We start from the raw sequence: 22,798 nt of genomic DNA, 5'->3' as shown, positions 1-22,798 counted from the left end.
CAAAATAGGTTTTTTATTAATTGGGAAGCCGTTTGAGTACGCGTCCTCGCGCGCACGAGGCTAAGACCCACCTAACGAGGTATAATCATGGCTAAAAAAGTTGAAGCTTTAATCAAGCTACAAGTTGCTGCTGGTATGGCTAACCCTAGTCCACCAGTAGGTCCTGCTCTAGGTCAACACGGTGTAAACATCATGGAATTCTGTAAAGCGTTCAACGCTCGTACAGAGTCTCTAGAGAAAGGCGCTCCGGTTCCTGTAATCATCTCTGTTTACAATGACCGTTCTTTCACGTTTGACATGAAAACGCCACCTGCTGCTTACCTACTTAAGAAAGCTGCAGGCATTAAGTCTGGTTCAGGCCGTCCTAACACTGAAAAAGTGGGTACAGTTACTCGTGCTCAACTTGAAGAGATCGTTGAGATGAAGAAACCTGACCTTACAGCGGCTGATATGGACGCTGCGGTACGCACTATCGCAGGTTCTGCGCGTGCAATGGGCTTGAACGTAGAGGACTAAGATAATGGCAAAATTAACTAAACGTATGCGTACTATCCGCGAAAAAGTGGATGTCACTAAAGATTACGAAATCAACGAAGCTGTTGCACTTCTAAAAGAGCTAGCAACTGCTAAGTTCGTTGAAAGTGTTGACGTTGCTGTTAACCTTGGTATCGATGCACGTAAATCTGACCAAAACGTACGTGGTGCGACTGTACTTCCAAATGGTACTGGTCGTGACGTTCGCGTTGCTGTATTCACTTCAGGTGCTAATGCAGACGCAGCTAAAGAAGCTGGCGCGGATATCGTAGGTATGGAAGATCTTGCTGACAAAGTAAAAGCTGGCGAGATGGACTTTGACGTTGTTGTTGCTTCTCCAGATGCAATGCGCGTTGTTGGTCAACTAGGTCAAATCCTAGGTCCACGTGGTCTTATGCCTAACCCTAAAACTGGTACTGTAACACCTAATGTTGCTGAAGCAGTTAAAAACGCGAAAGCGGGTCAGGTTCGTTACCGCAACGACAAGAACGGTATCGTTCACTCTACCATTGGTAAAGTTGACTTCACTGCTGAACAGCTACAACAAAACCTTGAGTCTCTTATCGTAGCGCTTAAGAAGGCTAAGCCTTCACAAGCAAAAGGTACTTACATCAAGAAAGTAAGCATCTCGACTACTATGGGCGCAGGTGTTGCTGTTGACCAAAACTCACTAAGCACGCAAGTAGCGTAATTTAGGAGTTTACGTGGCGCGATTTTTATACTATAATTTCGCGCCATTTTGTTGAGTATTGAACTCAACAATCAACGAATTCGGGTTGAAGCCAACGTTGTTGGCTTCCGTCCAAGACCGTAGGTGCAGTCACGTATTGCTTAATTTCCTACGTAGACGGTGTGAATCCCAGCTAGATTTTTCCTAATCTTCTGGCTCTCGCCGTAACAAGCAGCTCCGTCATGATGATGGAGTAGAGTAAAACTGAGGTATTTCGGTATCTCACTGAACCAGGAGTAACACCCATGGCTTTAAATCTTCAAGACAAAAAAGCAATTGTTGCTGAAGTCAACGAAGCTGCCAAAGGTGCTCTATCTGCAGTAGTTGCAGATTCTCGTGGTGTAACTGTTGACGCTATCACTTCACTTCGTAAAGAAGCTCGTGAAGCAGGTGTATGGATGAAAGTCGTTCGTAACACTCTAGCTAAACGCGCTATCGAAGGGACTGATTACGAGTGTCTTAACGATTCACTAGTAGGCCCTAGCCTAATCGCTTTCTCTTCTGAGCACCCAGGTGCTGCAGCGCGTATCTTCACAGATTTCGCAAAGAGTAACGAAGCATTTGAGCTTAAAACGGCTGTATTTGACGGTGAAATCGTAGATGTAGATATGCTAGCTAAGCTACCTACATACGACGAAGCAGTTGCACGTCTAATGAGCGCTATGAAAGAAGCTTCTGCAGGCAAGTTGGCAAAAACTCTTGCTGCAGTTCGCGACCAGAAACAAGAACAAGCTGCTTAATTTTTATTTATAAGCTATTGTTCTTTATCGGTGTAATGAATTTAATGAACCCTCGGGTTCGAGAATATTAGGAAATTTATAATGTCTGTAACTAAAGACCAAATCCTTGACGCTATTGCTGAAATGTCAGTAATGGAAGTTGTTGAACTAGTAGAAGCAATGGAAGAAAAATTCGGCGTAACTGCAGCTGCTGCTGTTGTTGCTGCGGGTCCTGCTGAAGCTGCTGAAGAGAAGACTGAGTTCGACGTAATCCTAGCTGGCGCTGGCGGTAACAAAGTTGCTGCTATCAAAGCGGTACGTGGCGCAACAGGTCTTGGCCTTAAAGAAGCTAAAGCACTTGTTGAATCAGCTCCTGCACCTATCAAAGAAGGTGTTTCTAAGGAAGAAGCTGAAGCACTTAAGAAAGATCTTGAAGAAGCTGGTGCTGAAGTTGAGATCAAGTAATCTAGCGTATGCTAGGTTCGCTGCCTGAGTAATCAGGCAAGGGCTGGTGATTATTTAATCACCGGCCCTTTTGCGCTATAGAGCGAAAATTTGCTCCAGGGTGCTCTAAACCTAAATTTCACTTTTATTTTCAATTGGTTACGCAACTTCATTGGCAATAGCAGTGACATTTAGGAACAACAATTCTAAATGTTGTAAATATTGGCATAGATGCCAGTTATGTCTGTTCTTACAAGAACAGGTAGGGTCAAAGATCAGCAAGCTGAGGAACCCCATGGCTTACTCTTATTCTGAAAAGAAACGTATCCGTAAGGATTTTGGTAAACGTCCACAGGTTTTGGACGTACCTTTCTTACTGCAAATGCAGTTAGAATCGTTTAAAAAATTCTTAACTCCGGACGCTGACGGCGATTTCGGTTTGGAAGCTGCCTTCCGCTCCGTTTTCCCGATTAAAAGCTATTCGGGCAACTCTGAGCTTCAATACGTAAGTTATCGTATTGGTGAGCCAGTGTTCGATGTTAAAGAATGTCAAATCCGCGGTGTGACTTATTCTGCTCCACTTCGCGTAAAACTTCGTCTTGTGCTTATGGACAAAGAAGCACCCGGCACAGTTAAAGACATCAAAGAGCAAGAAGTTTACATGGGCGAAATTCCGCTCATGACTGACACAGGTACCTTTGTTATCAATGGTACTGAGCGTGTTATCGTTTCTCAGCTACACCGTTCACCTGGTGTATTCTTTGATAACGACCGCGGTAAAACGCACTCCTCTGGTAAGGTGCTTTATAACGCTCGCGTTATTCCTTACCGTGGTTCATGGCTCGACTTTGAATTCGACGCTAAAGATAATCTCTACGTGCGTATCGACCGTCGCCGTAAGTTGCCGTCGTCGATCATTTTGCGCGCGCTTGATTACTCAACAGAAGAAATTCTTAATATCTTCTTTGAAACCACTACCTTTGAGGTGAGTGACGGTAAAGTTCTTATGGAACTTGTGCCTGCGCGTCTACGTGGTGAAACCGCAGCCTTTGACATTAAAGGCGAAGATGGCGAAGTCTTGGTAGAACAAGGCCGTCGTATTACTGCGCGTCACATCAAGAGCATCGAGAAAAAAGGCATCAAGCAGCTAGAAGTACCGCATGAGTACGTCATCGGTCGAGTATTAGCGAAAAACTATGTTGATGAGTCAACAGGTGAAGTAATCGCCAATGCCAACGATGAACTATCGCTTGAGCTAATGGCTGAGCTTGTTAAAGCAGGTCATACCGAAATTGCTACTTTATATATCAATGAAGTAGACAGCGGCTCTTACATGTCAGATACCGTTCGCATCGACTCAACTACAAATCGCCTTGAGGCCTTGGTAGAAATCTACCGCATGATGCGCCCAGGTGAGCCGCCGACAAAAGAAGCTGCAGAAGCGCTATTTGAAAACTTATTCTTTACCGATGAGCGCTATGATCTATCAACCGTAGGTCGTATGAAGTTCAACAGCCGCGTTGGTTATGATACCGACGAAGGCCCAGGTACTTTGTCTAAAGAAGACATCGTTGCCGTGATGAAAGTGCTTATCGATATCCGTAACGGTAAAGGCGATGTTGATGACATCGACCACCTTGGTAACCGTCGTATCCGCTCTGTAGGCGAAATGGCAGAAAACCAGTTCCGTGTCGGTCTAGTTCGTGTTGAGCGTGCTGTACGTGAGCGTCTAAGCCTTGGTGATCTTGATGCTATCATGCCGCAAGACCTTATCAACGCCAAGCCAATTTCGGCAGCGGTGAAAGAGTTCTTCGGTTCATCACAGCTTTCTCAATTTATGGACCAAAACAACCCGCTATCAGAAGTTACGCACAAGCGTCGTATTTCTGCATTAGGTCCGGGTGGTCTTACGCGTGAGCGTGCAGGCTTCGAAGTACGTGACGTACACGTAACGCACTACGGTCGCGTATGTCCAATCGAAACGCCTGAAGGTCCAAACATCGGTCTAATTAACTCATTGTCTACGTATGCACGTACCAATGACTTTGGTTTCCTAGAAACACCTTACCGTAAAGTGGTTGATGGTGCGGTTACCGACGAGGTTGATTACCTTTCTGCTATCGAAGAAGGTCAATTCGTTATTGCTCAGGCAAATGCTGACTTAAACGATGACAACGGATTTGTAGAGGAACTGATTACTTGCCGTCACAAAGGTGAGTCGACCTTGATGCCGCGCGATGACATCCAGTATATGGACGTTTCGCCACAACAGGTTATTTCAGTCGCTGCTGCGCTTATCCCATTCCTAGAGCACGATGATGCGAACCGTGCATTGATGGGATCGAACATGCAACGTCAGGCTGTACCGACACTACGTGCTGATAAGCCACTAGTAGGTACAGGTATCGAGCTTACACTTGCGAAAGACTCAGGTGTAACTATCGTTGCTAAGCGTGGTGGTGTGGTTGATTACGCTGATGCGAGCCGTATCGTTATTAACGTAAATGAAGATGAGCGTGTACCTGGCGAAGCGGGTATCGACATCTACAACCTAACTAAGTACACCCGTTCTAACCAGAACACCTGTATTAACCAAAAGCCAACTTGTATGGTTGGTGAGCCAATTGTACGTGGTGACGTACTTGCTGATGGTCCGTCAACAGACCTTGGCGACTTGGCGTTAGGTCAAAACTTACGCGTGGCATTCATGCCTTGGAATGGTTACAACTTCGAGGATTCAATCCTCCTTTCAGAGAATGTTGTAAAAGAAGATCGTCTAACGACTATCCACATCCAAGAGCTTCAGTGTATTGCTCGTGATACTAAGCTTGGGCCGGAAGAAATCACTGCTGATATCCCGAACGTGGGTGAGTCTGCACTGGGCAAGCTAGATGAGTCTGGCGTTGTTTACATCGGTGCAGAAGTGAAAGGCGGCGACATTCTAGTAGGTAAAGTAACACCTAAAGGTGAAACTCAGCTTACGCCTGAAGAGAAGCTACTGCGTGCTATCTTTGGTGAGAAAGCGTCTGACGTTAAAGACAGCTCGCTACGTGTACCAAACTCAGTATCAGGTACCGTAATCGACGTACAAGTCTTCACCCGTGACGGTGTAGAAAAAGACAAACGTGCGCTTGAAATCGAAGAAATGCAGCTTCGTGAAGCGAAGAAAGACTTCAACGAAGAGTTCAAGATCCTTGAAGAAGGTGTGTTAAGCCGTGCTCGTGGTTTATTGACCGGCGCAGGCATGGATGCAGCCAGCCTTGAAGGCCTCGCTGCTGATAAGCTATTAACACAAAGCCTTGCTGATGAAGGCAAGCAAGCAGAACTTGAGCAACTAGCAGCGCAGTACGATGAGCTTAAAGCTGAGTACGATAAGAAGTTTGAAACGAAACGTCGCAAGATCACTCAAGGTGATGACTTAGCACCAGGCGTATTGAAGATTGTGAAGGTTTACCTCGCGGTTAAACGTCGCATCCAGCCAGGTGATAAGATGGCGGGTCGTCACGGTAACAAAGGTGTTATCTCGACTATCGTACCTGTAGAAGACATGCCTTACGATGAGAAAGGCCGTACCGTTGATATCGTATTGAACCCGCTGGGCGTACCATCGCGTATGAACATCGGTCAGATCCTAGAGACTCACATGGGTCTTGCGGCACGCGGTATCGGTGAGCGTATTGAAGAAATGATGAAAGAGCAGCGTGAGCTTCACGAACTGCGTGAATTCATCAAGAAAGCTTACGAACTGGGTGAGTGTCGCCAGCAAGTAGACATCGCTAGCTTCTCTGATGACGAAGTTCGTCGCCTAGCAGAGAATCTAAAAGGCGGTCTACCGATTGCTACTCCTGCATTTGACGGTGCTCGCGAAAGCGAAATCAAGGAAATGTTGGAGCTCGGTGGTTACCCATCAAGCGGTCAGGTAACGCTGTATGATGGTCGTACTGGCGATCAGTTTGAGCGTCAAGTAACGGTTGGTTACATGTACATGCTGAAACTGAACCACCTTGTTGATGACAAGATGCACGCGCGTTCTACTGGCTCATACAGCCTAGTAACGCAGCAGCCGCTAGGTGGTAAAGCACAGTTCGGTGGTCAGCGCTTCGGTGAGATGGAAGTCTGGGCACTAGAAGCGTACGGCGCGGCTTATACCCTGCAAGAGATGTTGACTGTGAAGTCGGATGACGTGAATGGTCGTACTAAGATGTATAAGAACATCGTTGACGGTAACCACAAGATGGAACCGGGTATGCCAGAATCATTCAACGTATTGTTGAAAGAAATCCGTTCACTCGGTATCAACATCGAGCTGGAAGAAGAATAAGCCGGTCGGGCGCAAGGCGCCCAAACCTGCGAACAAATAAATGGGCGGCTTGCCGCCCTCGAGATTAACCTCCGACAGGAGAGCTAAGGTGAAAGACTTACTTAAGTTTCTGAAGCAACAAAATAAGACCGAAGAATTCGATGCAATTCGCATTGGTCTTGCTTCGCCGGACATGGTGCGTTCATGGTCATATGGTGAAGTAAAGAAACCTGAGACCATTAACTACCGTACTTTCAAGCCTGAGCGTGACGGCTTATTCTGTGCCCGTATTTTCGGCCCAGTGAAAGATTACGAGTGTTTGTGTGGTAAATACAAGCGCTTGAAGCACCGTGGTGTTATTTGTGAAAAGTGTGGCGTTGAAGTAACGCTAACTAAAGTGCGTCGTGACCGTATGGGTCACATTGAACTGGCAAGCCCAGTGGCGCACATTTGGTTCTTAAAATCACTGCCATCACGTATCGGCTTAATGCTAGATATGACGCTTCGTGATATCGAGCGCGTGCTGTACTTCGAATCATTCGTGGTAACCGAACCCGGTATGACGACGCTTGAGCGTGGCCAGCTTTTAGGTGAAGAAGAGTACCTCGACGCCCTTGAAGAGCACGGTGATGAATTTGAAGCGAAGATGGGTGCAGAAGCTGTACTTGATCTTCTGAAAGAACTCGACCTAGGTCAGCTGATTGCAGAAATGCGTGAAGAGCTACCAACTATCAACTCTGAAACCAAGCGTAAGAAAATTACCAAGCGTTTGAAGTTGATGGAATCATTCCACCAGTCAGGTAATAACCCTGAGTGGATGGTGATGAGCGTTCTTCCGGTACTACCGCCAGATCTACGTCCACTTGTACCACTAGACGGCGGTCGTTTTGCGACGTCAGATCTAAACGACCTTTATCGTCGTGTGATCAACCGTAACAACCGTTTGAAGCGCCTTCTCGATTTAGCCGCGCCAGACATCATCGTACGCAACGAAAAGCGTATGCTGCAAGAAGCGGTGGATGCGCTCCTTGATAACGGTCGTCGTGGTCGTGCTATTACCGGTTCTAACAAGCGCCCACTTAAGTCGCTTGCAGACATGATCAAAGGTAAGCAAGGTCGTTTCCGTCAAAACCTTCTTGGTAAGCGTGTTGACTACTCAGGCCGTTCTGTAATTACCGTAGGTCCTACACTGAAACTACACCAGTGTGGTCTGCCTAAGAAAATGGCTCTTGAGCTATTCAAGCCTTTCATCTACGGCAAACTTGAGCGCCGTGGTATGGCGACAACCATCAAAGCTGCGAAGAAGATGGTTGAGCGCGAAGTACCAGAGGTTTGGGACGTACTAGACGAAGTTATTCGTGAACACCCAGTGCTACTTAACCGTGCACCAACCCTTCACCGTTTGGGTATCCAGGCGTTTGAGCCGGTACTTATCGAAGGTAAAGCGATTCACCTGCACCCATTGGTGTGTGCGGCGTATAACGCTGACTTCGACGGTGACCAAATGGCGGTTCACGTACCATTGACGCTAGAAGCGCAGCTAGAAGCGCGCGCGTTGATGATGTCAACCAACAACATTCTTTCGCCTGCGAACGGTGAGCCAATCATCGTACCTTCACAGGACGTTGTTTTGGGTCTTTACTACATGACCCGTGACCGCATTAATGCCAAAGGTGAAGGCCTGGTATTTAAAGACGCGAAAGAAGCTGAAAAAGCCTATCGTACTGGCACTGCCGAGCTACATGCCCGAGTAAAAGTACGGATGACAGAAACGGTAATCGAAGAAGACGGCAGCACTGAAGAAGTGACCGGCGTTATCGATACCACTGTTGGTCGTGCTATTTTCTCGTTGATCATGCCTAAAGGCTTACCTTTCTCACTGGTTAACCGTGCGTTAGGTAAGAAGCAAATCTCAGGTATGCTTAATGAGTGTTACCGTCGTCTAGGCTTGAAAGACACCGTAGTGTTTGCTGACCAAGTGATGTATACCGGTTTCCACTATGCGATGAAATCGGGTGTATCAATCGGCATCAACGACATGGAAATCCCGCCGGTTAAAACTGAGATCATCGATGCAGCGGAAGCTGAGGTTGCCGAAATCAACCAACAGTTCCAGTCTGGTCTTGTAACAGCGGGTGAGAAGTACAACAAAGTTATCGATATTTGGTCACGTGTGAACGAAAACTTATCACGCGAAATGATGGCGAACTTATCGAAAGACACTGTTATCAATGCTGAGGGTAACGAAGAGGAGCAAGACTCATTCAACTCAGTGTTTATGATGGCCGACTCGGGCGCACGGGGTAGTGCAGCTCAGATTCGTCAGCTAGCGGGTATGCGTGGTCTAATGGCTCGTCCAGATGGTTCAATCATCGAAACGCCAATTACCGCGAACTTCCGTGAAGGTCTAAACGTACTTCAGTACTTCATCTCAACGCACGGTGCGCGTAAAGGTCTTGCCGATACCGCATTGAAGACAGCGAACTCGGGTTACCTAACGCGTCGTCTCGTAGACGTAGCGCAAGACTTGGTAATCAATGAGAGCGACTGTGGCACGGAAGATGGTCTAACTATGAAGCCACTCATTGAAGGTGGTGACGTAGTAGAGCCGCTACGCGAGCGTGTACTAGGGCGTGTAGTTGCTGAAGACGTACTTAAGCCAGGCACTGAGGAAGTGTTGGTTGAGCGTAACATCATGCTTGATGAAAAGCTGTGTGACCTACTTGAAGAGCACTCAGTGGATGAAGTACGTGTTCGTTCTGTTATCACCTGTGACAATGACTTTGGTGTATGTGCTAAATGTTACGGTCGTGACTTGGCTCGTGGCCATATCATCAACCCAGGTGAAGCGGTCGGTGTTATTGCAGCACAGTCAATCGGTGAGCCAGGTACACAGCTTACCATGCGTACCTTCCACATCGGTGGTGCAGCATCGCGGGCATCTGCAGAAAACAGCGTACAAGTTAAAAACAACGGTCGTCTGAAACTTCACAATGCGAAATATGTATTGAATTCAGAAGGCAAGATCGTTATCACTTCACGTTCTACCGAGATCACCATCATTGATGAGCATGGTCGTGAGAAAGAGCGTTATAAAGTACCTTACGGTGCAGTGTTAACGGTACAAGATGGTGCCGAAGTGAAAGGCAACGACATCGTAGCGATGTGGGACCCGCACAGTCACCCAATCATCATCGAGCACGAGTCAAAAGTATCGTTCAGCGATATCGATGACTCTAACACCGAAGCTCAGACCGACGAGTTGACTGGTCTAACGCGTGTGGTTGTTAAAGACCTCGCTAAGGTGAATGCGAAAGAGCCTAAGCTTATCATTGAGAATGAAGAGCGCGGCCTGCAAGAGATTCGCCTACCGTCATTCACCACCATTGAGGTGAGCGATGGTGCCACGGTGAACCCAGGTGATGTGCTTGCACGTATCCCGCAGGAAGGTTCGAAAACTCGTGATATTACCGGTGGTCTACCACGTGTTGCTGACCTATTCGAAGCGCGTAAGCCGAAAGATCCAGCCATCCTAGCAGAGATCTCAGGTACGGTAAGCTTTGGTAAAGAAACCAAAGGTAAGAAGCGTCTTGTAATCACCCCAGCGGAAGGTGATGCATACGAAGAGATGATTCCAAAGTGGCGTCAGCTTAACGTGTTCGAAGGTGAGACAGTGAGCAAAGGTGAAGTAATCGCCGATGGTCCAGAGTCTCCACATGATATCCTTCGCCTACGTGGTGTGACCGATGTTGCTAACTACATCGTTAATGAAGTGCAAGACGTTTACCGTCTGCAAGGTGTAAAGATTAACGATAAGCACATCGAAACTGTAATTCGTCAGATGCTACGTAAATGTATCATCCTTGACGGTGGCGACACTGAATTCCTAGCCGGTGAACAGGTTGAAGTTGCACGCGTAAGCATCGCAAACCGTGAACTTGAAGCTGAAGGTAAGATCCCAGCGAAGTATGAAATTCAGCTAATGGGTATTACCAAAGCGTCATTGGCAACCGAATCATTCATTTCAGCAGCCTCGTTCCAGGAGACTACACGTGTCCTAACTGAAGCCGCTGTAAATGGTAAGAGCGATGAACTTCGCGGTCTGAAAGAAAACGTAATCGTGGGTCGCTTGATCCCAGCCGGTACTGGCTTTGCGTATCACCAAGACCGCCAAAATCGTCGTAAACAGAATGCAGAGGAACTGCTTGAGCCAACAGTAAGTGCCGAGGAAGCAACCCAAGCACTGACTGATGCACTTAATGCAGATTTGTCTGGCGACCAAGAATAACCGCTTAATTTCATAATTAAGTCACGCTGAGGGCGGTATAATACCGCTCTCGGCGTTGTTTTGGTTGACAGGCTAAACTTTGCTCATTAAAATTCCGCCACCCTTTTACTCGCTGGTGTTATCGCAGTGTGTAAATTGGGCGGAATTTTTAATTTCAGTAGTAACTTTAATTTTTCATCAGGAGCTATTTGATGGCAACTATTAACCAGCTAGTGCGCAAGCCACGTCGCAGCAAGGTTACAACTAGTAACTCAGCCGCGCTTAAGGCATGTCCACAAAAGCGTGGTGTATGTACTCGTGTATATACCACTACTCCTAAGAAACCAAACTCGGCTCTACGTAAAGTAGCCCGTGTACGTTTAACAAACGGTTTCGAAGTAACATCTTACATCGGTGGTGAAGGCCACAACCTTCAAGAGCACAGTGTAATCCTTATCCGTGGTGGTCGTGTTAAAGACTTACCTGGTGTACGTTTCCACACTGTTCGCGGTGCACTTGACTGTGCCGGCGTAAATGACCGTAAACAAGGTCGTTCTAAGTACGGTGCAAAACGTCCTAAGGGCTAATGGTTCTCCGTTAGTAAGGCCAAGCACTTAAGTTTTAATTAAATATTAGTTTTGGGAATCTGTTCAAAAAACAGACCTGAAGAAATCGGAGAGATAAAATGCCTAGAAGACGCGTAATAGGTCAACGTAAAATTCTTCCAGATCCTAAGTTCGGATCAGAATTACTTGCAAAGTTCGTCAACGTAGTAATGCTTGACGGCAAAAAGTCTACTGCTGAAAACATCGTTTATGGTGCGCTAGACGTGGCTGCTGAGAAATCAGGCAAACCGCACCTAGAAATCTTTGAGTCTGCACTTGAAAACGTTCGCCCACAGGTAGAGGTTAAATCTCGCCGTGTAGGTGGTTCAACGTACCAAGTACCAGTTGAAGTTCGTCCAGTTCGCCGCAACGCACTAGGTATGCGTTGGTTGGTTGAAGCTGCACGTAAGCGTGGTGAAAAATCTATGGGCCTTCGTCTGGCTCAAGAGATGATCGACGCAGCTGATAACAAAGGCACTGCGGTTAAGAAACGTGAAGACGTTCACCGTATGGCTGAAGCGAACAAAGCATTCGCTCATTACCGTTGGTAATCTGTCCTTAACCTTTAAGAGGATTATATGGCACGTACAACTCCAATTGAGCGCTACCGCAATATCGGTATTTGTGCTCACGTAGATGCAGGTAAAACCACCACGACGGAACGTGTACTTTTTTACACGGGCCTATCTCACAAAATTGGTGAGGTACACGATGGTGCTGCAACTATGGACTGGATGGAGCAAGAGCAGGAGCGTGGTATTACTATCACGTCTGCTGCGACCACTTGTTTCTGGAAAGGGATGGACGCGCAATTTGACGACCATCGCATCAATATCATCGATACCCCAGGGCACGTAGACTTCACCATTGAAGTTGAGCGTTCACTGCGTGTACTTGATGGTGCTGTTGTCGTGCTTTGTGCTTCATCAGGTGTACAGCCACAGACAGAAACCGTCTGGCGTCAGGCCAATAAATACGAAGTTCCACGTATGATCTTCGTAAATAAAATGGACCGTATTGGCGCCGACTTTTTGTCGGTTGTAGATCAGGTGAAAACCCGTCTGGGTGCAACTCCTGTTCCGATTCAGCTGCCTATTGGTACTGAAGAAGACTTTAAAGGTGTAATTGATCTTATCAAGATGAAAGCCATCAACTGGAACGAAGCGGACCAGGGGATGTCATTCACATTTGAGGAGATCCCGGCAGAGCTTCAAGACCAAGCCGAAGAATACCGCTCACTTCTTGTGGAAGCGGCGGCTGAGGCCAATGAAGAGCTAATGGACAAATATTTAGAAGAAGGTGAGCTCAGCGAAGCTGAGATCAAGCAAGGCCTTCGTGCTCGTACTCTAAGCAACGAAATTGTGCTGATGAGTTGCGGCAGTGCGTTCAAGAACAAAGGCGTGCAAGCGATGCTTGATGCCGTGATTGAATACATGCCTTCACCTACCGAAGTTAAACCGATTCAAGGTGTTCTTGATGATGGCGAGACTGAAGACACGCGTCCAGCAGATGACAAAGCGCCTTTCTCAGCATTGGCCTTTAAAATTGCTACCGACCCGTTCGTAGGCACGCTAACCTTCTTCCGTGTGTACTCAGGCACAGTTGCCCAGGGTGACACGGTATATAACCCAGTTAAATCAAAGCGTGAGCGCTTCGGTCGTATCGTCCAGATGCACTCAAACTCACGTGAAGAGATCAAAGAAGTTCGTGCCGGCGATATCGCCGCTGCGATTGGTCTCAAAGACGTAACAACAGGTGATACCCTGTGTGACGGGAATGCAATCATTACGCTAGAGCGTATGGAATTCCCAGAGCCGGTGATCTCTGTTGCGGTAGAGCCAAAAACCAAGGCAGACCAGGAAAAGATGGGTATCGCGCTAGGTAAACTAGCGGCAGAAGATCCTTCTTTCCGCGTACAAACAGACGAAGAATCTGGCCAGACTATTATCTCTGGTATGGGTGAATTACACCTAGATATTATCGTCGACCGTATGAAGCGTGAATTCAAAGTTGAATGTAACGTTGGTAAACCTCAGGTTGCCTACCGTGAGGCGATTCGTTCAGCCGTTAAGGTTGAGGGTAAGTTTGTTCGTCAATCGGGTGGTCGTGGCCAATATGGTCATGTTTGGGTCAAACTTGAACCGCTTGATATTAGCGATGAAGAAGCACCAACATTCGAGTTCGTTAACGAAATCGTTGGTGGTACTGTACCGAAGGAATATATTCCAGCGGTAGAAAAAGGTCTCCACGAGCAGATGGAGCAAGGTGTTCTTGCTGGTTATCCGCTTCTGGGCGTTAAAGCGACGTTATTCGATGGCTCGTTCCACGATGTCGACTCCAACGAAATGGCCTTTAAGATCGCAGGTGCAATGGCAATGCGTAACGGCGCGCTTGAAGCGAACCCCGTGTTGTTAGAGCCTATCATGAAGGTAGAAGTGATCACTCCTGAAGTAAACATGGGTGATGTTGTAGGCGACCTAAACCGTCGTCGCGGTATGATCGAAGGAATGGAAGAGGCACCAGGCGGCTTAAAACAAGTGAACGCCGAAGTACCACTTTCAGAAATGTTCGGTTATGCAACTGACTTACGATCAGCTACACAAGGTCGTGCCTCGTACTCGATGGAATTCCTCAAGTACGCAGAAGCGGCTAAAAATGTAGCTGATGGAATTATTGCAGCTCGCGCTGTTAAGTAATTTGAGTTCGGTCCGATCTTCGGGTCGGACTTTAATTTCTTTATAGGAATTTTGAAAATGGCAAAAGAAAAGTTTGAACGTTCGAAACCGCACGTAAACGTAGGTACAATCGGCCACGTTGACCACGGTAAAACAACTCTAACTGCAGCGATCACTAACGTACTAGCAAAAGTATACGGTGGTGTAGCACGTGATTTCGCACAAATCGATAACGCTCCAGAAGAGCGTGAGCGTGGTATCACAATCGCAACTTCACACGTAGAGTACGACACTCCGACACGTCACTATGCACACGTTGACTGTCCAGGACACGCTGACTACGTTAAAAACATGATCACAGGTGCTGCACAGATGGACGGCGCGATCCTAGTAGTTGCGGCTACTGACGGTCCTATGCCACAAACACGTGAGCACATCCTACTATCTCGTCAGGTTGGCGTACCTTACATCATCGTATTCATGAACAAATGTGACATGGTTGATGACGAAGAGCTACTAGAGCTAGTAGAAATGGAAGTACGTGAACTACTTTCAGAGTACGACTTCCCAGGTGACGACCTACCACTAATCCAAGGTTCAGCTCTTAAAGCGCTAGAAGGCGAGAAAGAGTGGGAAGACAAGATTGTAGAGCTTGCAGAAGCACTAGATTCTTACATCCCAGAGCCAGAGCGTGACATCGATAAGCCATTCATCATGCCTATCGAAGACGTATTCTCAATCCAGGGTCGTGGTACAGTAGTAACTGGTCGTGTAGAAGCGGGTATCATCAACGTGAACGACGAAGTTGAAATCGTAGGTATCAAAGAAACTACGAAGACAACGTGTACAGGTGTTGAGATGTTCCGTAAGCTTCTAGACGAAGGCCGTGCAGGTGAGAACATTGGTGCCCTACTACGTGGTACTAAGCGTGACGAAGTAGAGCGTGGTCAAGTACTAGCAGCTCCAGGCACAATCACTCCGCACACGAAGTTCGAAGCAGAAGTATACGTACTGTCTAAAGATGAAGGTGGTCGTCACACGCCATTCTTCAAAGGCTACCGTCCACAGTTCTACTTCCGTACAACTGACGTAACTGGTGACATCCAGCTACCAGAAGGCGTAGAAATGGTAATGCCAGGTGACAACATCAAGATGGTAGTAGAGCTAATCTGCCCAATCGCGATGGATGAAGGTCTACGTTTCGCAATCCGTGAAGGTGGCCGTACAGTTGGTGCTGGTGTTGTAGCATCAATCGTAGAGTAATAGCTACTCTCGAGAAAAAGGTCGCTTAGGCGACCTTTTTTATGCCTGAAATTTGGGTGTTGTTGTAGGTTAGGCTAAAGCCCAACCCACAGGGGCTGATGTGGTAGGCAAGGCTTCAGCCTTGCAACCGCCCAAGACGGTCACATTCAAGAGGCAGTGCCTAGTCACAACCAATTATTCACAGCGTAGTGAGATTCAACTGTATCTGCGAATCTATACTCACTCATTCCTCTTGATATCATTGCGTCGCAATGAGAGCGTCTACCAGCTCAATGCTACCTCACCTATGATGTTGCCTACCGGAACGAAGCCCCAATAGCGGCTATCTAAGCTATTATCACGGTTATCTCCGAGCACAAAGTAGTGATTATCCGGCACTTTCCACTTTGATTTTCCTTGATAATATCGCTCAGTTCGTGGGGAAGCATGTTTGTTTAGCCAGATATTATAAGTGTGTTCCTCTATCGACTCTGAATAACCCTGATACGGCGGCTCGCTTATTGCGCCTTGCTCAATTTGAGGCAGAGCTCGCATAGGTGCACATTGAGCATCAAGCGTATCGCACGCGGGTTGAATGAATACTTGCTTGCCCTTCAGCGCTATTGTATCCCCGGGCAGGCCAACAACGCGACTTATGTAGTTGATACTAAGCTGCTCTGGGAACTGAAAGACAATAAGACTACCTCGCTGAGGCCTTTTGGAAGGGGATTCTTTTTTTAGTTGAATGCCCGCTAAGCGATGATTTTCATAACCGAGCTTATTTACCACCACAACGCTATTAGGCGTTAACGTAGGGCTCATTGAAGAGGATGGTGCAGCAAACAATTCAAAGGCATTGATTCGCGTAAACAATATAAGTACCAGAAATAGGATGAAACCTAACAGCGATATCCACCAGTTAGCATACCAACTACGGGGTTGGTTGCTGTCATAGTTTTTTGCGAGCCAAAGAGTGTGGATGAACATCAATATAAGTAATAAAAATGCGAGATCGATGTAGCTAGGTAAAAAAGGTGTCAGCTTGGGGCCTAATAGAGCGACCAGTGCAAAAAGGCCCAAATATGCGAAAAGTAATTGTCCTCTGTTAACATAAAGGAACGCGAAAGGTTGCATAAAAACACCTAAAATGACTGAAACCCAAGTATTTGGTTTCCATAGCTGTTTTTGAGTTGTCATACTTATCCTTGTATATCTTATTCTCCATGGTGGGAGTCATGACTCTACAACAATTCCTATTAAAGGCCAAAGGTATGGTGTTTTTTCAGTTAGGTTGAAGCGCGGTGTTTCTATTCGCTATTTACTGAATACCTTAAACCTTATTTTCCGTGTATCCATGTCGATGCAGAGGGATTGGGCTGATACATTGATGCTTATAAAAAGAAATGAGCATATGGTTGTAGGTCAGTCTTTAGCCCAGCCATATTTAGCATGATCATATACTAGAAATAGAGGTGCAAATACGGATGCTATAAGCTCGTTACTTCTGCAACTCCTGCTAATGCGTTAATAGCTTGGTTATGCTAACTTTTTGTTTTCCCTTTGACGAATTGGAGCAGTATGAAAGCAAGGCGATCGAGTTACATGTTGCGACATGGGGTATGTCGAAAGGAAAGCTGCTATTACATTCGGTTACCCCTCAACGATCACTTACCTTTTCAGATTTTATGACCTATTACTACGGGCTTGTAGCTGCATGATGAACCCCTTATTCCTAGCTCTTATTTTATGCTTTTTCTCATTTGGTCTTTCGGCAGATCAGCTGACAATTAAGCATGAAAATATGATGCCTAAAACTTTGGATGCAAAGGTGTCTTATTTAGGGTATAGCCCGAACGGAGGGGCGTTGCTGTTGTCCTCTTTTGTGCGAAAGGAGGCCTTTGTTGTCGCTTCTGATGGAAGTTTAAAGGCACTCGCTTTAACGCCAGCAGTAGATGAGCAAAGAATGGCTTACACTGATGAAGCCTTGTATTTTTTGGCGGGCTCGCAACTGTATAAATTGTTGGATAATGGAGAGTTGTTATCTATTAATCAGGCTGAGCCTGCTTTAGGTTATGATCTCGATGTCAGTCGCTCAGGCCACTACGTACTTTCAGGTAATTATGAATTGTTGCGCATTAACTCCTTGGATGCAGCAGCTAGAATGCTTAACGTATCGGGAGTTCACCCCAGCGATGATTTTACTATGGGATATGAAGTGCTATCGATGCAACGTGAAGTATCAACATGGTTAAGTGATAAAACTTTGCTTAGAGCGTGGAAGTTAGCTGATGCCCAAACGATCAATGACATCGAAGTTAGAGGTAAAGTGCGGACACATATTATTCTGAATGAAGCAGAATTTATCATTGCATACATCGTAGGCGATACAGTGCGCTTTTGGAATTACAAAACCAATACGCTATTAAAGCAACAACTGGAATTTGGGAATGATATCAGCTTAGGTAAATGGAATAATAAAGTTTGGCTACTTAGTGGCAAAACGCTCTACAGGCTTGTATGGGACGGAAATAGCGCCACTGCGCAGGAAGTATATCAAAGCAATGCTGATGAAGTCATTGACCCCCTCAGTCGGCATAACTTTTCTAGTGATGGTAAATATGCTGTGTTAACCGAGCGCAAGGGAGAGGCGTTCGACACTGCACTCTATCGGCAGGACCGCGATAGACAGTTTGTTAAGCTGAGTGAGCTTACTTTTGGACCTGGTCGTCTCAGCCTTCACCCAACAAAACGGGAGCTGGCACACTTCAGCTATGACGATAATACTCTGCGAATATACAGCTTTTAACTATGTGGTACCTCACTCGTATCATAATTGAGATGAGTGTATTGCGCTACCTTGTAGGCTAGGCCATCAGCCTTGCAATCGACAAAGACGCTCATATCATCAAAATTTGGGCTTTAGCGTTCAAACGTGTTTTTCACATAACGGTTAGGCTGAAGCCCAACCTACAGGGAGAGGTCACCCTGTTGGCAAGGCCTTCAGCCTTGTGATTGCAACCGACAAATACATTCCAGATTTCTGGGCTGAGAACACAAATGTGTTTGTCACATATGGTTAGGCTAAAGCCCAACCTACAGGGGAGGTCACTCTGTAGGCAAGGCCCTCAGCCTTGTGATTGCGACCGACAAATACATTCCAGATTTCTGGGCCGAGAACACAAATGTGTTTTTCACATAACGGTTAGGCTAAAGCCCAACCTACAGGGAGAGGTTACTCTATTGGCAAGGTCTTCAGCCTTGTGATTGCGACCGACAAATACATTCCAGGTTTCTGGGCTGAGAACACAAATGTGTTTGTCACATATGGTTAGGCTGAAGCCCAACCTACAGGGGAGGTCACTCTGTTGGCAAGGCCTTTAGCCTTGTGATTACGACCGACAAATACATTCCAGGTTTCTGGGCTGAGAACACAAATGTGTTTGTCACATATGGTTAGGCTAAAGCCCAAACTACAGGGGAGGTAGCTCTGTAGGCAAGGCTTCAGCCTTGCTACTCCAAAGGGCTAATTAAGTATCTGGGAAAGAGCCTTTATCCTAGTTTGGTTCATACGCAACTCACAATTATTTATAGCGGTCTCATACGCACTTGTGCCTTGCTCAATCTCGAATGCCTCAAGTTGACAACTTTGAGCCTTAAAATCGCTCCATGCCAATTGAGTTTTTTCTACTTGGTCGATTAATGTGTTACCTAATTCAGCCTCTGCAGCATAAGCCATCTGAATTTGCTCCCGTAAAAGCCTTAACTTGTTTGTTAGGCGGTGTTCGGACTCGTCTTTTTTCTGCGCTATGCATTGCTCGAGTTCAAGACTGTTGGTGGCATCTTCGCAATGGAGCTTTGTATTACTGGAATTAGCGGCACAACTAAATGTAATCAATGCCATGATAGCAAAGTATAATGCTTTCATTAGTTCACACCTTCGGTGGCTTTAGGTTTACGCTGTTCTAAATACTTCACACGATTTCTAGCCAGTTCATAGAGCCTTAAAGTAGTGGAGTTGCGAATACAGTCGATGAGCTCATTAAAGTCGTTATTCATACCAGCTTTCATCGAGGGATTATAGTAAAGTCTTGGTGTAAGAAGTTTACAAAGGCGTCTCTAATTAGAGGCTCTAAACGTTGCTCTCCGATCCTGAGAAACATTCCGAAAAAGCTCAATTCAAAGCGCCTTTGGCAAGGCTAAAGCCTTGCCTATTTATTGTCGGACTGAAGTCTGACCTACAGGTGAGCATCCCGCCTTAAAGCCCAGCGCTTTTGCTTCTTTTCTCCACCACCGCAGCAGTCATCCTTGAAATACAACACAAATCGCCAGCGCTGTTGTAAATTTTTATCTCCCACACTGATGAGCGGCCGCCTAGGTGCACGGGCTTGGCCACGGCTTTGAGTGTGCCGGTGCGTGAGGCTTTAAGGTGGTTGGCGTTGATCTCTTGGCCGACGCAGTAGTATTTGCGGGTATCGACCACAAAATTGGCGGCGTAGCTGGCCACGGTTTCGGCTAATGCCACGTAAACGCCGCCATGAACAATGCCCATGGGGTTATATAATTCGTTGCTCACAGGGAGGCAGGCGACCAGGTAATCGTCGCCTATCTCTGTGATCTCAATGCCGAGTTTAGTCATTAAGGTGCCTTTTTCACCTACACCTAAATCAAGCTTTTTACATAAGGCTAAATCAATCTCTTGGGCCCAAATACTCATCTGTACTCCTTAAACTGCAACGCGGGTAAAGGTTTTAATTCGGTGTTCAGTGGCTAATGTATCGACATAGTTGAGTACATGCTCTGGAAAGGTTAAGTCTTTGACTACAGTGAGGTTGCGCAGAAAAGGAAATAACGCCACATCGGCCCAAGTAATATGTTCTGGGGTTTGCAGCCATGTTAACTCACTCAATGCGTGTTCCATTGTGGCGATGTCAGCGTCGCTATTGGCTAACACGCTATCGAAAGATTCGCCCAAGCGCTGCTCTTTCTTCTCGCGAAAATAGCTGATAGCTGTATCAATAGCGTATTCCGGCAGGGCCAGTTGCGGCCAACGCACAAAGGTCAGCCGTAAAAAGGTTTCAAGATGCTTTTCAACCCACTGTTGGGCTTGATTAAAGTGCTCTCCCAGTGACAGCTCCTTGTTGGCAAGAGTACAGAAATACTCGGCAATATCTAAGCTTTCGGCCATCGCGGTATCATCATCTTTGACCAAAATAGGCACTATTTTTTTACCCACTAACTGGTTGGGCGTGGCCTCGTCATCGTTGAGTAGGAAGCGCACGTCCACCTCTAGCCCCAAGGCGCGTGCAACCAGTAATGACTTTATACAATAGGGGCAATGTTCAAATATAAATAGCTTCATAAAAAATACCTCAGAGCTTGCGAATTACTACCTTTTGGCCTTAGCTGTAACTAAACAATAGTTGCCGGACGAAAGCAAACTTTCGCCATTAGATCATCATGCAATATGAATCCGTTTACGAATTTTGGTTTACTCACAGCAGTCCACAGGATTGGTTTAAAAAAAGCGCCGATTTTGACGCCACAGTAAAAAAGCAATTTTTACCTACTTACGAGGCAGCGCGCCAAGGCGAGCTTTATTCTTGGCGAAAATCTGCTCGAGGCGCGTTATGTGAAATTATAGTGCTGGATCAGTTTCCTCGTAATATGTTCCGCGATACGGCCCAAGCGTTTGCAACCGATGCACTGGCTTTATGTTTGGCGCAGAATGCGGTGGAGAAAAAGTTTGCTTTAGAGCTTGATGATACCGAGCGTAGTTTCTTATACATGCCCTATATGCACAGTGAGAGCCAGGCGATTCATGTGGTGGCCGAGCAGCTTTTTCGGCCCTTAAGTAACTATAAATATGAACTGGCTCACAAAGAAATCATTGACCGTTTTGGGCGTTATCCACATCGTAATGATATTCTCGGTCGGCAATCGAGCGACACTGAACAGGCGTTTTTGAATCAGCCTGGTAGCCGCTTTTAGTTAAGGGCTTTGTGCCCAGCGCTTCGCTTGTTCACGTTGTTCATAACGAAAGGATTTAACTTCTGCATGAATAAAGTGTGCGCCAAGGTGCTGGGCAAAGTTACCAAGCAACGAATTGGTGGCAATGGCTACTTTATTCACCTTTTGATGATGGTCGCGCACAAATTGCAGATGAGAGAGTAATGCGGCAAATGAGTCCCAACCCGGAAAGTGTTCAGTAGCAATAATGAGAGCATGTAGCTTTGTATGCTGTTCAATATAAGGGTCGATAATACGCACGGCTGCTGCAAAGTCTTCTGCTGTCAGCTGGCCTTGTGGTTCGAGTAGGGCGGTATTGTGTGTTTCGTGTATAGTGATATTGAGCATATATCCTCGCCAACGAGTTCATTGGATGCTCTATCAATATAGAATATTTACTTACAAGCGGTTGGTTATTGGTGCAAGGTTGTAGGTAGTGCGCTGAGGTTTAAAGTTTCACCTACGCAGCTTTGCAGCAAACTCTGAACTTGGTCTTTTTCGTTTTGCGAGTAGCGAAGGTCATACTTGCTCATGATGTAATTAAAGCGCTGAATGTACTGACAGCGGTAATCTTGATGCGGCGGCAACCATTGCCAAGGGCCTTTTGCGCCTTTGCTACGATTTAGGCCATCATCAACAGCAAGCAAATTCTCCATATCGTTGGCAAATTGTGCCTTTTGCGAACGACTCCAGGTGGCAGCACCGTGTTCATAGGCAAATTTAAGCGGCACAATATGGTCTATATCTAAGTCATCGTCATTGCGTAGTAACTGCCCCGAATAAGGGTCATGCCACTGGCCGCTGGTGACGGTGCAGCGCGCTTGAGTGGTGTAGCTTACATCACTGTGTGATTGGGCAATCAGCACTTCAGCACGGGCATCTTGGCAGTCGTGATCGGTGTCTAGCCAATGTGGCCAGTTACCCCGATGATAACTATTTTCTGATGTTTGTTTAGTGTAGTTCTTTGGTAAACGTCCACCGTCTGCTAGACAGCTTTCTAAGTTCGCATAGGGAGTGAAAGATTGAGTGCGTTGATAATGAGCCGAGTCTTCAGGGTGACAAAGGCCGCTGCGCGACATCTTGACCGTATCGGCTTTGCACGCACCTATCGTCAGTGCCGAAATAAGTAAAAGGAACGCTGAAAATACACCTTGGCGAGTCATCTAACTGCTTAATAACATGACTAAAATAGCGCTACTTTAAAGCATTGTCGCGCATTCGTCACCTATCACTTTATGAGTATGAGGTGAGGTTGCATATGAATAAAAGCGAAGTT

Annotated in this window: 19 protein-coding genes; 12 read left to right on the top strand and 7 right to left on the bottom strand. The window is 46.4% G+C overall.

All coding sequences use genetic code 11. From position 1 onward, the window contains the following. Nucleotides 1-87 precede the first annotated feature (87 nt). The 10 genes from rplK (at nucleotide 88) to tuf (ending at nucleotide 15,537) form a co-directional block, all read left to right on the top strand. The gene (gene rplK / locus FIU82_RS14075; RefSeq protein ID WP_022944291.1) at nucleotides 88-516 is read left to right on the top strand and encodes a 50S ribosomal protein L11; all 429 of its coding nucleotides are present in this window, start codon (nucleotides 88-90) and stop codon (nucleotides 514-516) included. 4 nt (nucleotides 517-520) lie between these two features. Next, nucleotides 521-1,225, top strand: a complete 705-nt coding sequence (gene rplA / locus FIU82_RS14070) for a 50S ribosomal protein L1 (RefSeq protein WP_022944290.1) — start codon at nucleotides 521-523, stop codon at nucleotides 1,223-1,225. A gap of 284 nt (nucleotides 1,226-1,509) precedes the next feature. Further along, nucleotides 1,510-2,004, top strand: a complete 495-nt coding sequence (gene rplJ, locus FIU82_RS14065) for a 50S ribosomal protein L10 (protein WP_022944289.1) — start codon at nucleotides 1,510-1,512, stop codon at nucleotides 2,002-2,004. Nucleotides 2,005-2,085: 81 nt separating this feature from the next. Further along, nucleotides 2,086-2,448: a 50S ribosomal protein L7/L12 gene (gene rplL, locus FIU82_RS14060; RefSeq protein ID WP_022944288.1), complete on the top strand. Its 363-nt coding sequence runs from the start codon at nucleotides 2,086-2,088 to the stop codon at nucleotides 2,446-2,448. A gap of 274 nt (nucleotides 2,449-2,722) precedes the next feature. Then, nucleotides 2,723-6,748, top strand: coding sequence for a DNA-directed RNA polymerase subunit beta (gene rpoB / locus FIU82_RS14055; RefSeq protein ID WP_053911724.1), 4,026 nt, complete (start codon nucleotides 2,723-2,725; stop codon nucleotides 6,746-6,748). A gap of 88 nt (nucleotides 6,749-6,836) precedes the next feature. Then, nucleotides 6,837-11,015, top strand: coding sequence for a DNA-directed RNA polymerase subunit beta' (gene rpoC / locus FIU82_RS14050; RefSeq protein ID WP_022944286.1), 4,179 nt, complete (start codon nucleotides 6,837-6,839; stop codon nucleotides 11,013-11,015). A gap of 191 nt (nucleotides 11,016-11,206) precedes the next feature. After that, nucleotides 11,207-11,581 carry a 30S ribosomal protein S12 gene (gene rpsL, locus FIU82_RS14045; protein WP_022944285.1) on the top strand — a complete coding sequence of 125 codons (375 nt, stop codon included), beginning with the start codon at nucleotides 11,207-11,209 and terminating at the stop codon, nucleotides 11,579-11,581. 98 nt (nucleotides 11,582-11,679) lie between these two features. After that, nucleotides 11,680-12,150: a 30S ribosomal protein S7 gene (rpsG, locus tag FIU82_RS14040; protein WP_022944284.1), complete on the top strand. Its 471-nt coding sequence runs from the start codon at nucleotides 11,680-11,682 to the stop codon at nucleotides 12,148-12,150. Nucleotides 12,151-12,177: 27 nt separating this feature from the next. After that, entirely contained in the window at nucleotides 12,178-14,295 is a 2,118-nt protein-coding gene (gene fusA / locus FIU82_RS14035; protein ID WP_152441329.1) for an elongation factor G, read from the top strand. A 57-nt stretch (nucleotides 14,296-14,352) separates the two neighbouring features. Beyond that, nucleotides 14,353-15,537 carry an elongation factor Tu gene (gene tuf, locus FIU82_RS14030; protein WP_022946954.1) on the top strand — a complete coding sequence of 395 codons (1,185 nt, stop codon included), beginning with the start codon at nucleotides 14,353-14,355 and terminating at the stop codon, nucleotides 15,535-15,537. A gap of 261 nt (nucleotides 15,538-15,798) precedes the next feature. Here tuf and lepB read toward each other — a convergent pair whose 3' ends face one another. Further along, a complete protein-coding gene (gene lepB / locus FIU82_RS14025; RefSeq protein ID WP_172972734.1) occupies nucleotides 15,799-16,650 on the bottom strand; it encodes a signal peptidase I in 852 nt (283 codons plus the stop codon). Nucleotides 16,651-17,230: 580 nt separating this feature from the next. Here lepB and FIU82_RS14020 point away from each other — a divergent pair. Next, nucleotides 17,231-18,322, top strand: a complete 1,092-nt coding sequence (locus tag FIU82_RS14020) for a hypothetical protein (protein ID WP_152441327.1) — start codon at nucleotides 17,231-17,233, stop codon at nucleotides 18,320-18,322. A 717-nt stretch (nucleotides 18,323-19,039) separates the two neighbouring features. Here FIU82_RS14020 and FIU82_RS14015 read toward each other — a convergent pair. The 4 genes from FIU82_RS14015 to grxB form a co-directional block, all read right to left on the bottom strand. Next, on the bottom strand, nucleotides 19,040-19,441 hold the full coding sequence (locus FIU82_RS14015; protein ID WP_152441326.1) for a lysozyme inhibitor LprI family protein: 402 nt from the start codon (nucleotides 19,439-19,441) through the stop codon (nucleotides 19,040-19,042). Further along, nucleotides 19,441-19,572 carry a hypothetical protein gene (locus FIU82_RS18800; RefSeq protein WP_301539932.1) on the bottom strand — a complete coding sequence of 44 codons (132 nt, stop codon included), beginning with the start codon at nucleotides 19,570-19,572 and terminating at the stop codon, nucleotides 19,441-19,443. The genes FIU82_RS14015 and FIU82_RS18800 overlap by 1 nt, the downstream gene beginning before the upstream one ends. A 199-nt stretch (nucleotides 19,573-19,771) precedes the next feature. Then, nucleotides 19,772-20,230 carry a PaaI family thioesterase gene (locus FIU82_RS14010; protein WP_152441325.1) on the bottom strand — a complete coding sequence of 153 codons (459 nt, stop codon included), beginning with the start codon at nucleotides 20,228-20,230 and terminating at the stop codon, nucleotides 19,772-19,774. Nucleotides 20,231-20,239: 9 nt separating this feature from the next. Beyond that, on the bottom strand, nucleotides 20,240-20,875 hold the full coding sequence (grxB, locus tag FIU82_RS14005) for a glutaredoxin 2 (protein WP_152441324.1): 636 nt from the start codon (nucleotides 20,873-20,875) through the stop codon (nucleotides 20,240-20,242). Between the two features lie 98 nt (nucleotides 20,876-20,973). Between grxB and FIU82_RS14000 the strand changes: the two genes are divergently transcribed. Next, a complete protein-coding gene (locus FIU82_RS14000; RefSeq protein WP_152441323.1) occupies nucleotides 20,974-21,504 on the top strand; it encodes a DUF924 family protein in 531 nt (176 codons plus the stop codon). Here FIU82_RS14000 and FIU82_RS13995 read toward each other — a convergent pair whose 3' ends face one another. Both FIU82_RS13995 and FIU82_RS13990 read right to left on the bottom strand, forming a co-directional pair. Beyond that, nucleotides 21,505-21,870 (bottom strand): STAS/SEC14 domain-containing protein, encoded by a 366-nt coding sequence (locus FIU82_RS13995; RefSeq protein WP_152441322.1) that lies wholly within the window; start codon nucleotides 21,868-21,870, stop codon nucleotides 21,505-21,507. 65 nt (nucleotides 21,871-21,935) lie between these two features. Further along, entirely contained in the window at nucleotides 21,936-22,685 is a 750-nt protein-coding gene (locus FIU82_RS13990; protein ID WP_152441321.1) for an HNH endonuclease family protein, read from the bottom strand. Nucleotides 22,686-22,798: the final 113 nt, after the last annotated feature.

It is taken from the genome of Pseudoalteromonas sp. THAF3, assembly GCF_009363775.1.
Classification (GTDB): domain Bacteria; phylum Pseudomonadota; class Gammaproteobacteria; order Enterobacterales; family Alteromonadaceae; genus Pseudoalteromonas; species Pseudoalteromonas ruthenica.
Note: the sequence above shows the minus strand (reverse complement) of the source record. Positions and strands in the feature narration are given on the sequence as shown.

Excerpts from the sequence above, each read along its gene's own strand:
- FIU82_RS14000 (WP_152441323.1), top strand. The coding sequence starts at position 20,974 with ATGCAATATGAATCCGTTTACGAATTTTGGTTTACTCACAGCAGTCCA.
- rplA (WP_022944290.1), top strand. The coding sequence starts at position 521 with ATGGCAAAATTAACTAAACGTATGCGTACTATCCGCGAAAAAGTGGAT.
- rplK (WP_022944291.1), top strand. The coding sequence starts at position 88 with ATGGCTAAAAAAGTTGAAGCTTTAATCAAGCTACAAGTTGCTGCTGGT.
- FIU82_RS13995 (WP_152441322.1), bottom strand. The coding sequence starts at position 21,870 with ATGCTCAATATCACTATACACGAAACACACAATACCGCCCTACTCGAA.
- tuf (WP_022946954.1), top strand. The coding sequence starts at position 14,353 with ATGGCAAAAGAAAAGTTTGAACGTTCGAAACCGCACGTAAACGTAGGT.
- FIU82_RS18800 (WP_301539932.1), bottom strand. The coding sequence starts at position 19,572 with ATGAATAACGACTTTAATGAGCTCATCGACTGTATTCGCAACTCCACT.
- rpsL (WP_022944285.1), top strand. The coding sequence starts at position 11,207 with ATGGCAACTATTAACCAGCTAGTGCGCAAGCCACGTCGCAGCAAGGTT.
- FIU82_RS13990 (WP_152441321.1), bottom strand. The coding sequence starts at position 22,685 with ATGACTCGCCAAGGTGTATTTTCAGCGTTCCTTTTACTTATTTCGGCA.
- FIU82_RS14010 (WP_152441325.1), bottom strand. The coding sequence starts at position 20,230 with ATGAGTATTTGGGCCCAAGAGATTGATTTAGCCTTATGTAAAAAGCTT.
- FIU82_RS14015 (WP_152441326.1), bottom strand. The coding sequence starts at position 19,441 with ATGAAAGCATTATACTTTGCTATCATGGCATTGATTACATTTAGTTGT.
- FIU82_RS14020 (WP_152441327.1), top strand. The coding sequence starts at position 17,231 with ATGATGAACCCCTTATTCCTAGCTCTTATTTTATGCTTTTTCTCATTT.
- rpsG (WP_022944284.1), top strand. The coding sequence starts at position 11,680 with ATGCCTAGAAGACGCGTAATAGGTCAACGTAAAATTCTTCCAGATCCT.
- lepB (WP_172972734.1), bottom strand. The coding sequence starts at position 16,650 with ATGCAACCTTTCGCGTTCCTTTATGTTAACAGAGGACAATTACTTTTC.
- fusA (WP_152441329.1), top strand. The coding sequence starts at position 12,178 with ATGGCACGTACAACTCCAATTGAGCGCTACCGCAATATCGGTATTTGT.
- rplJ (WP_022944289.1), top strand. The coding sequence starts at position 1,510 with ATGGCTTTAAATCTTCAAGACAAAAAAGCAATTGTTGCTGAAGTCAAC.
- rplL (WP_022944288.1), top strand. The coding sequence starts at position 2,086 with ATGTCTGTAACTAAAGACCAAATCCTTGACGCTATTGCTGAAATGTCA.
- grxB (WP_152441324.1), bottom strand. The coding sequence starts at position 20,875 with ATGAAGCTATTTATATTTGAACATTGCCCCTATTGTATAAAGTCATTA.
- rpoB (WP_053911724.1), top strand. The coding sequence starts at position 2,723 with ATGGCTTACTCTTATTCTGAAAAGAAACGTATCCGTAAGGATTTTGGT.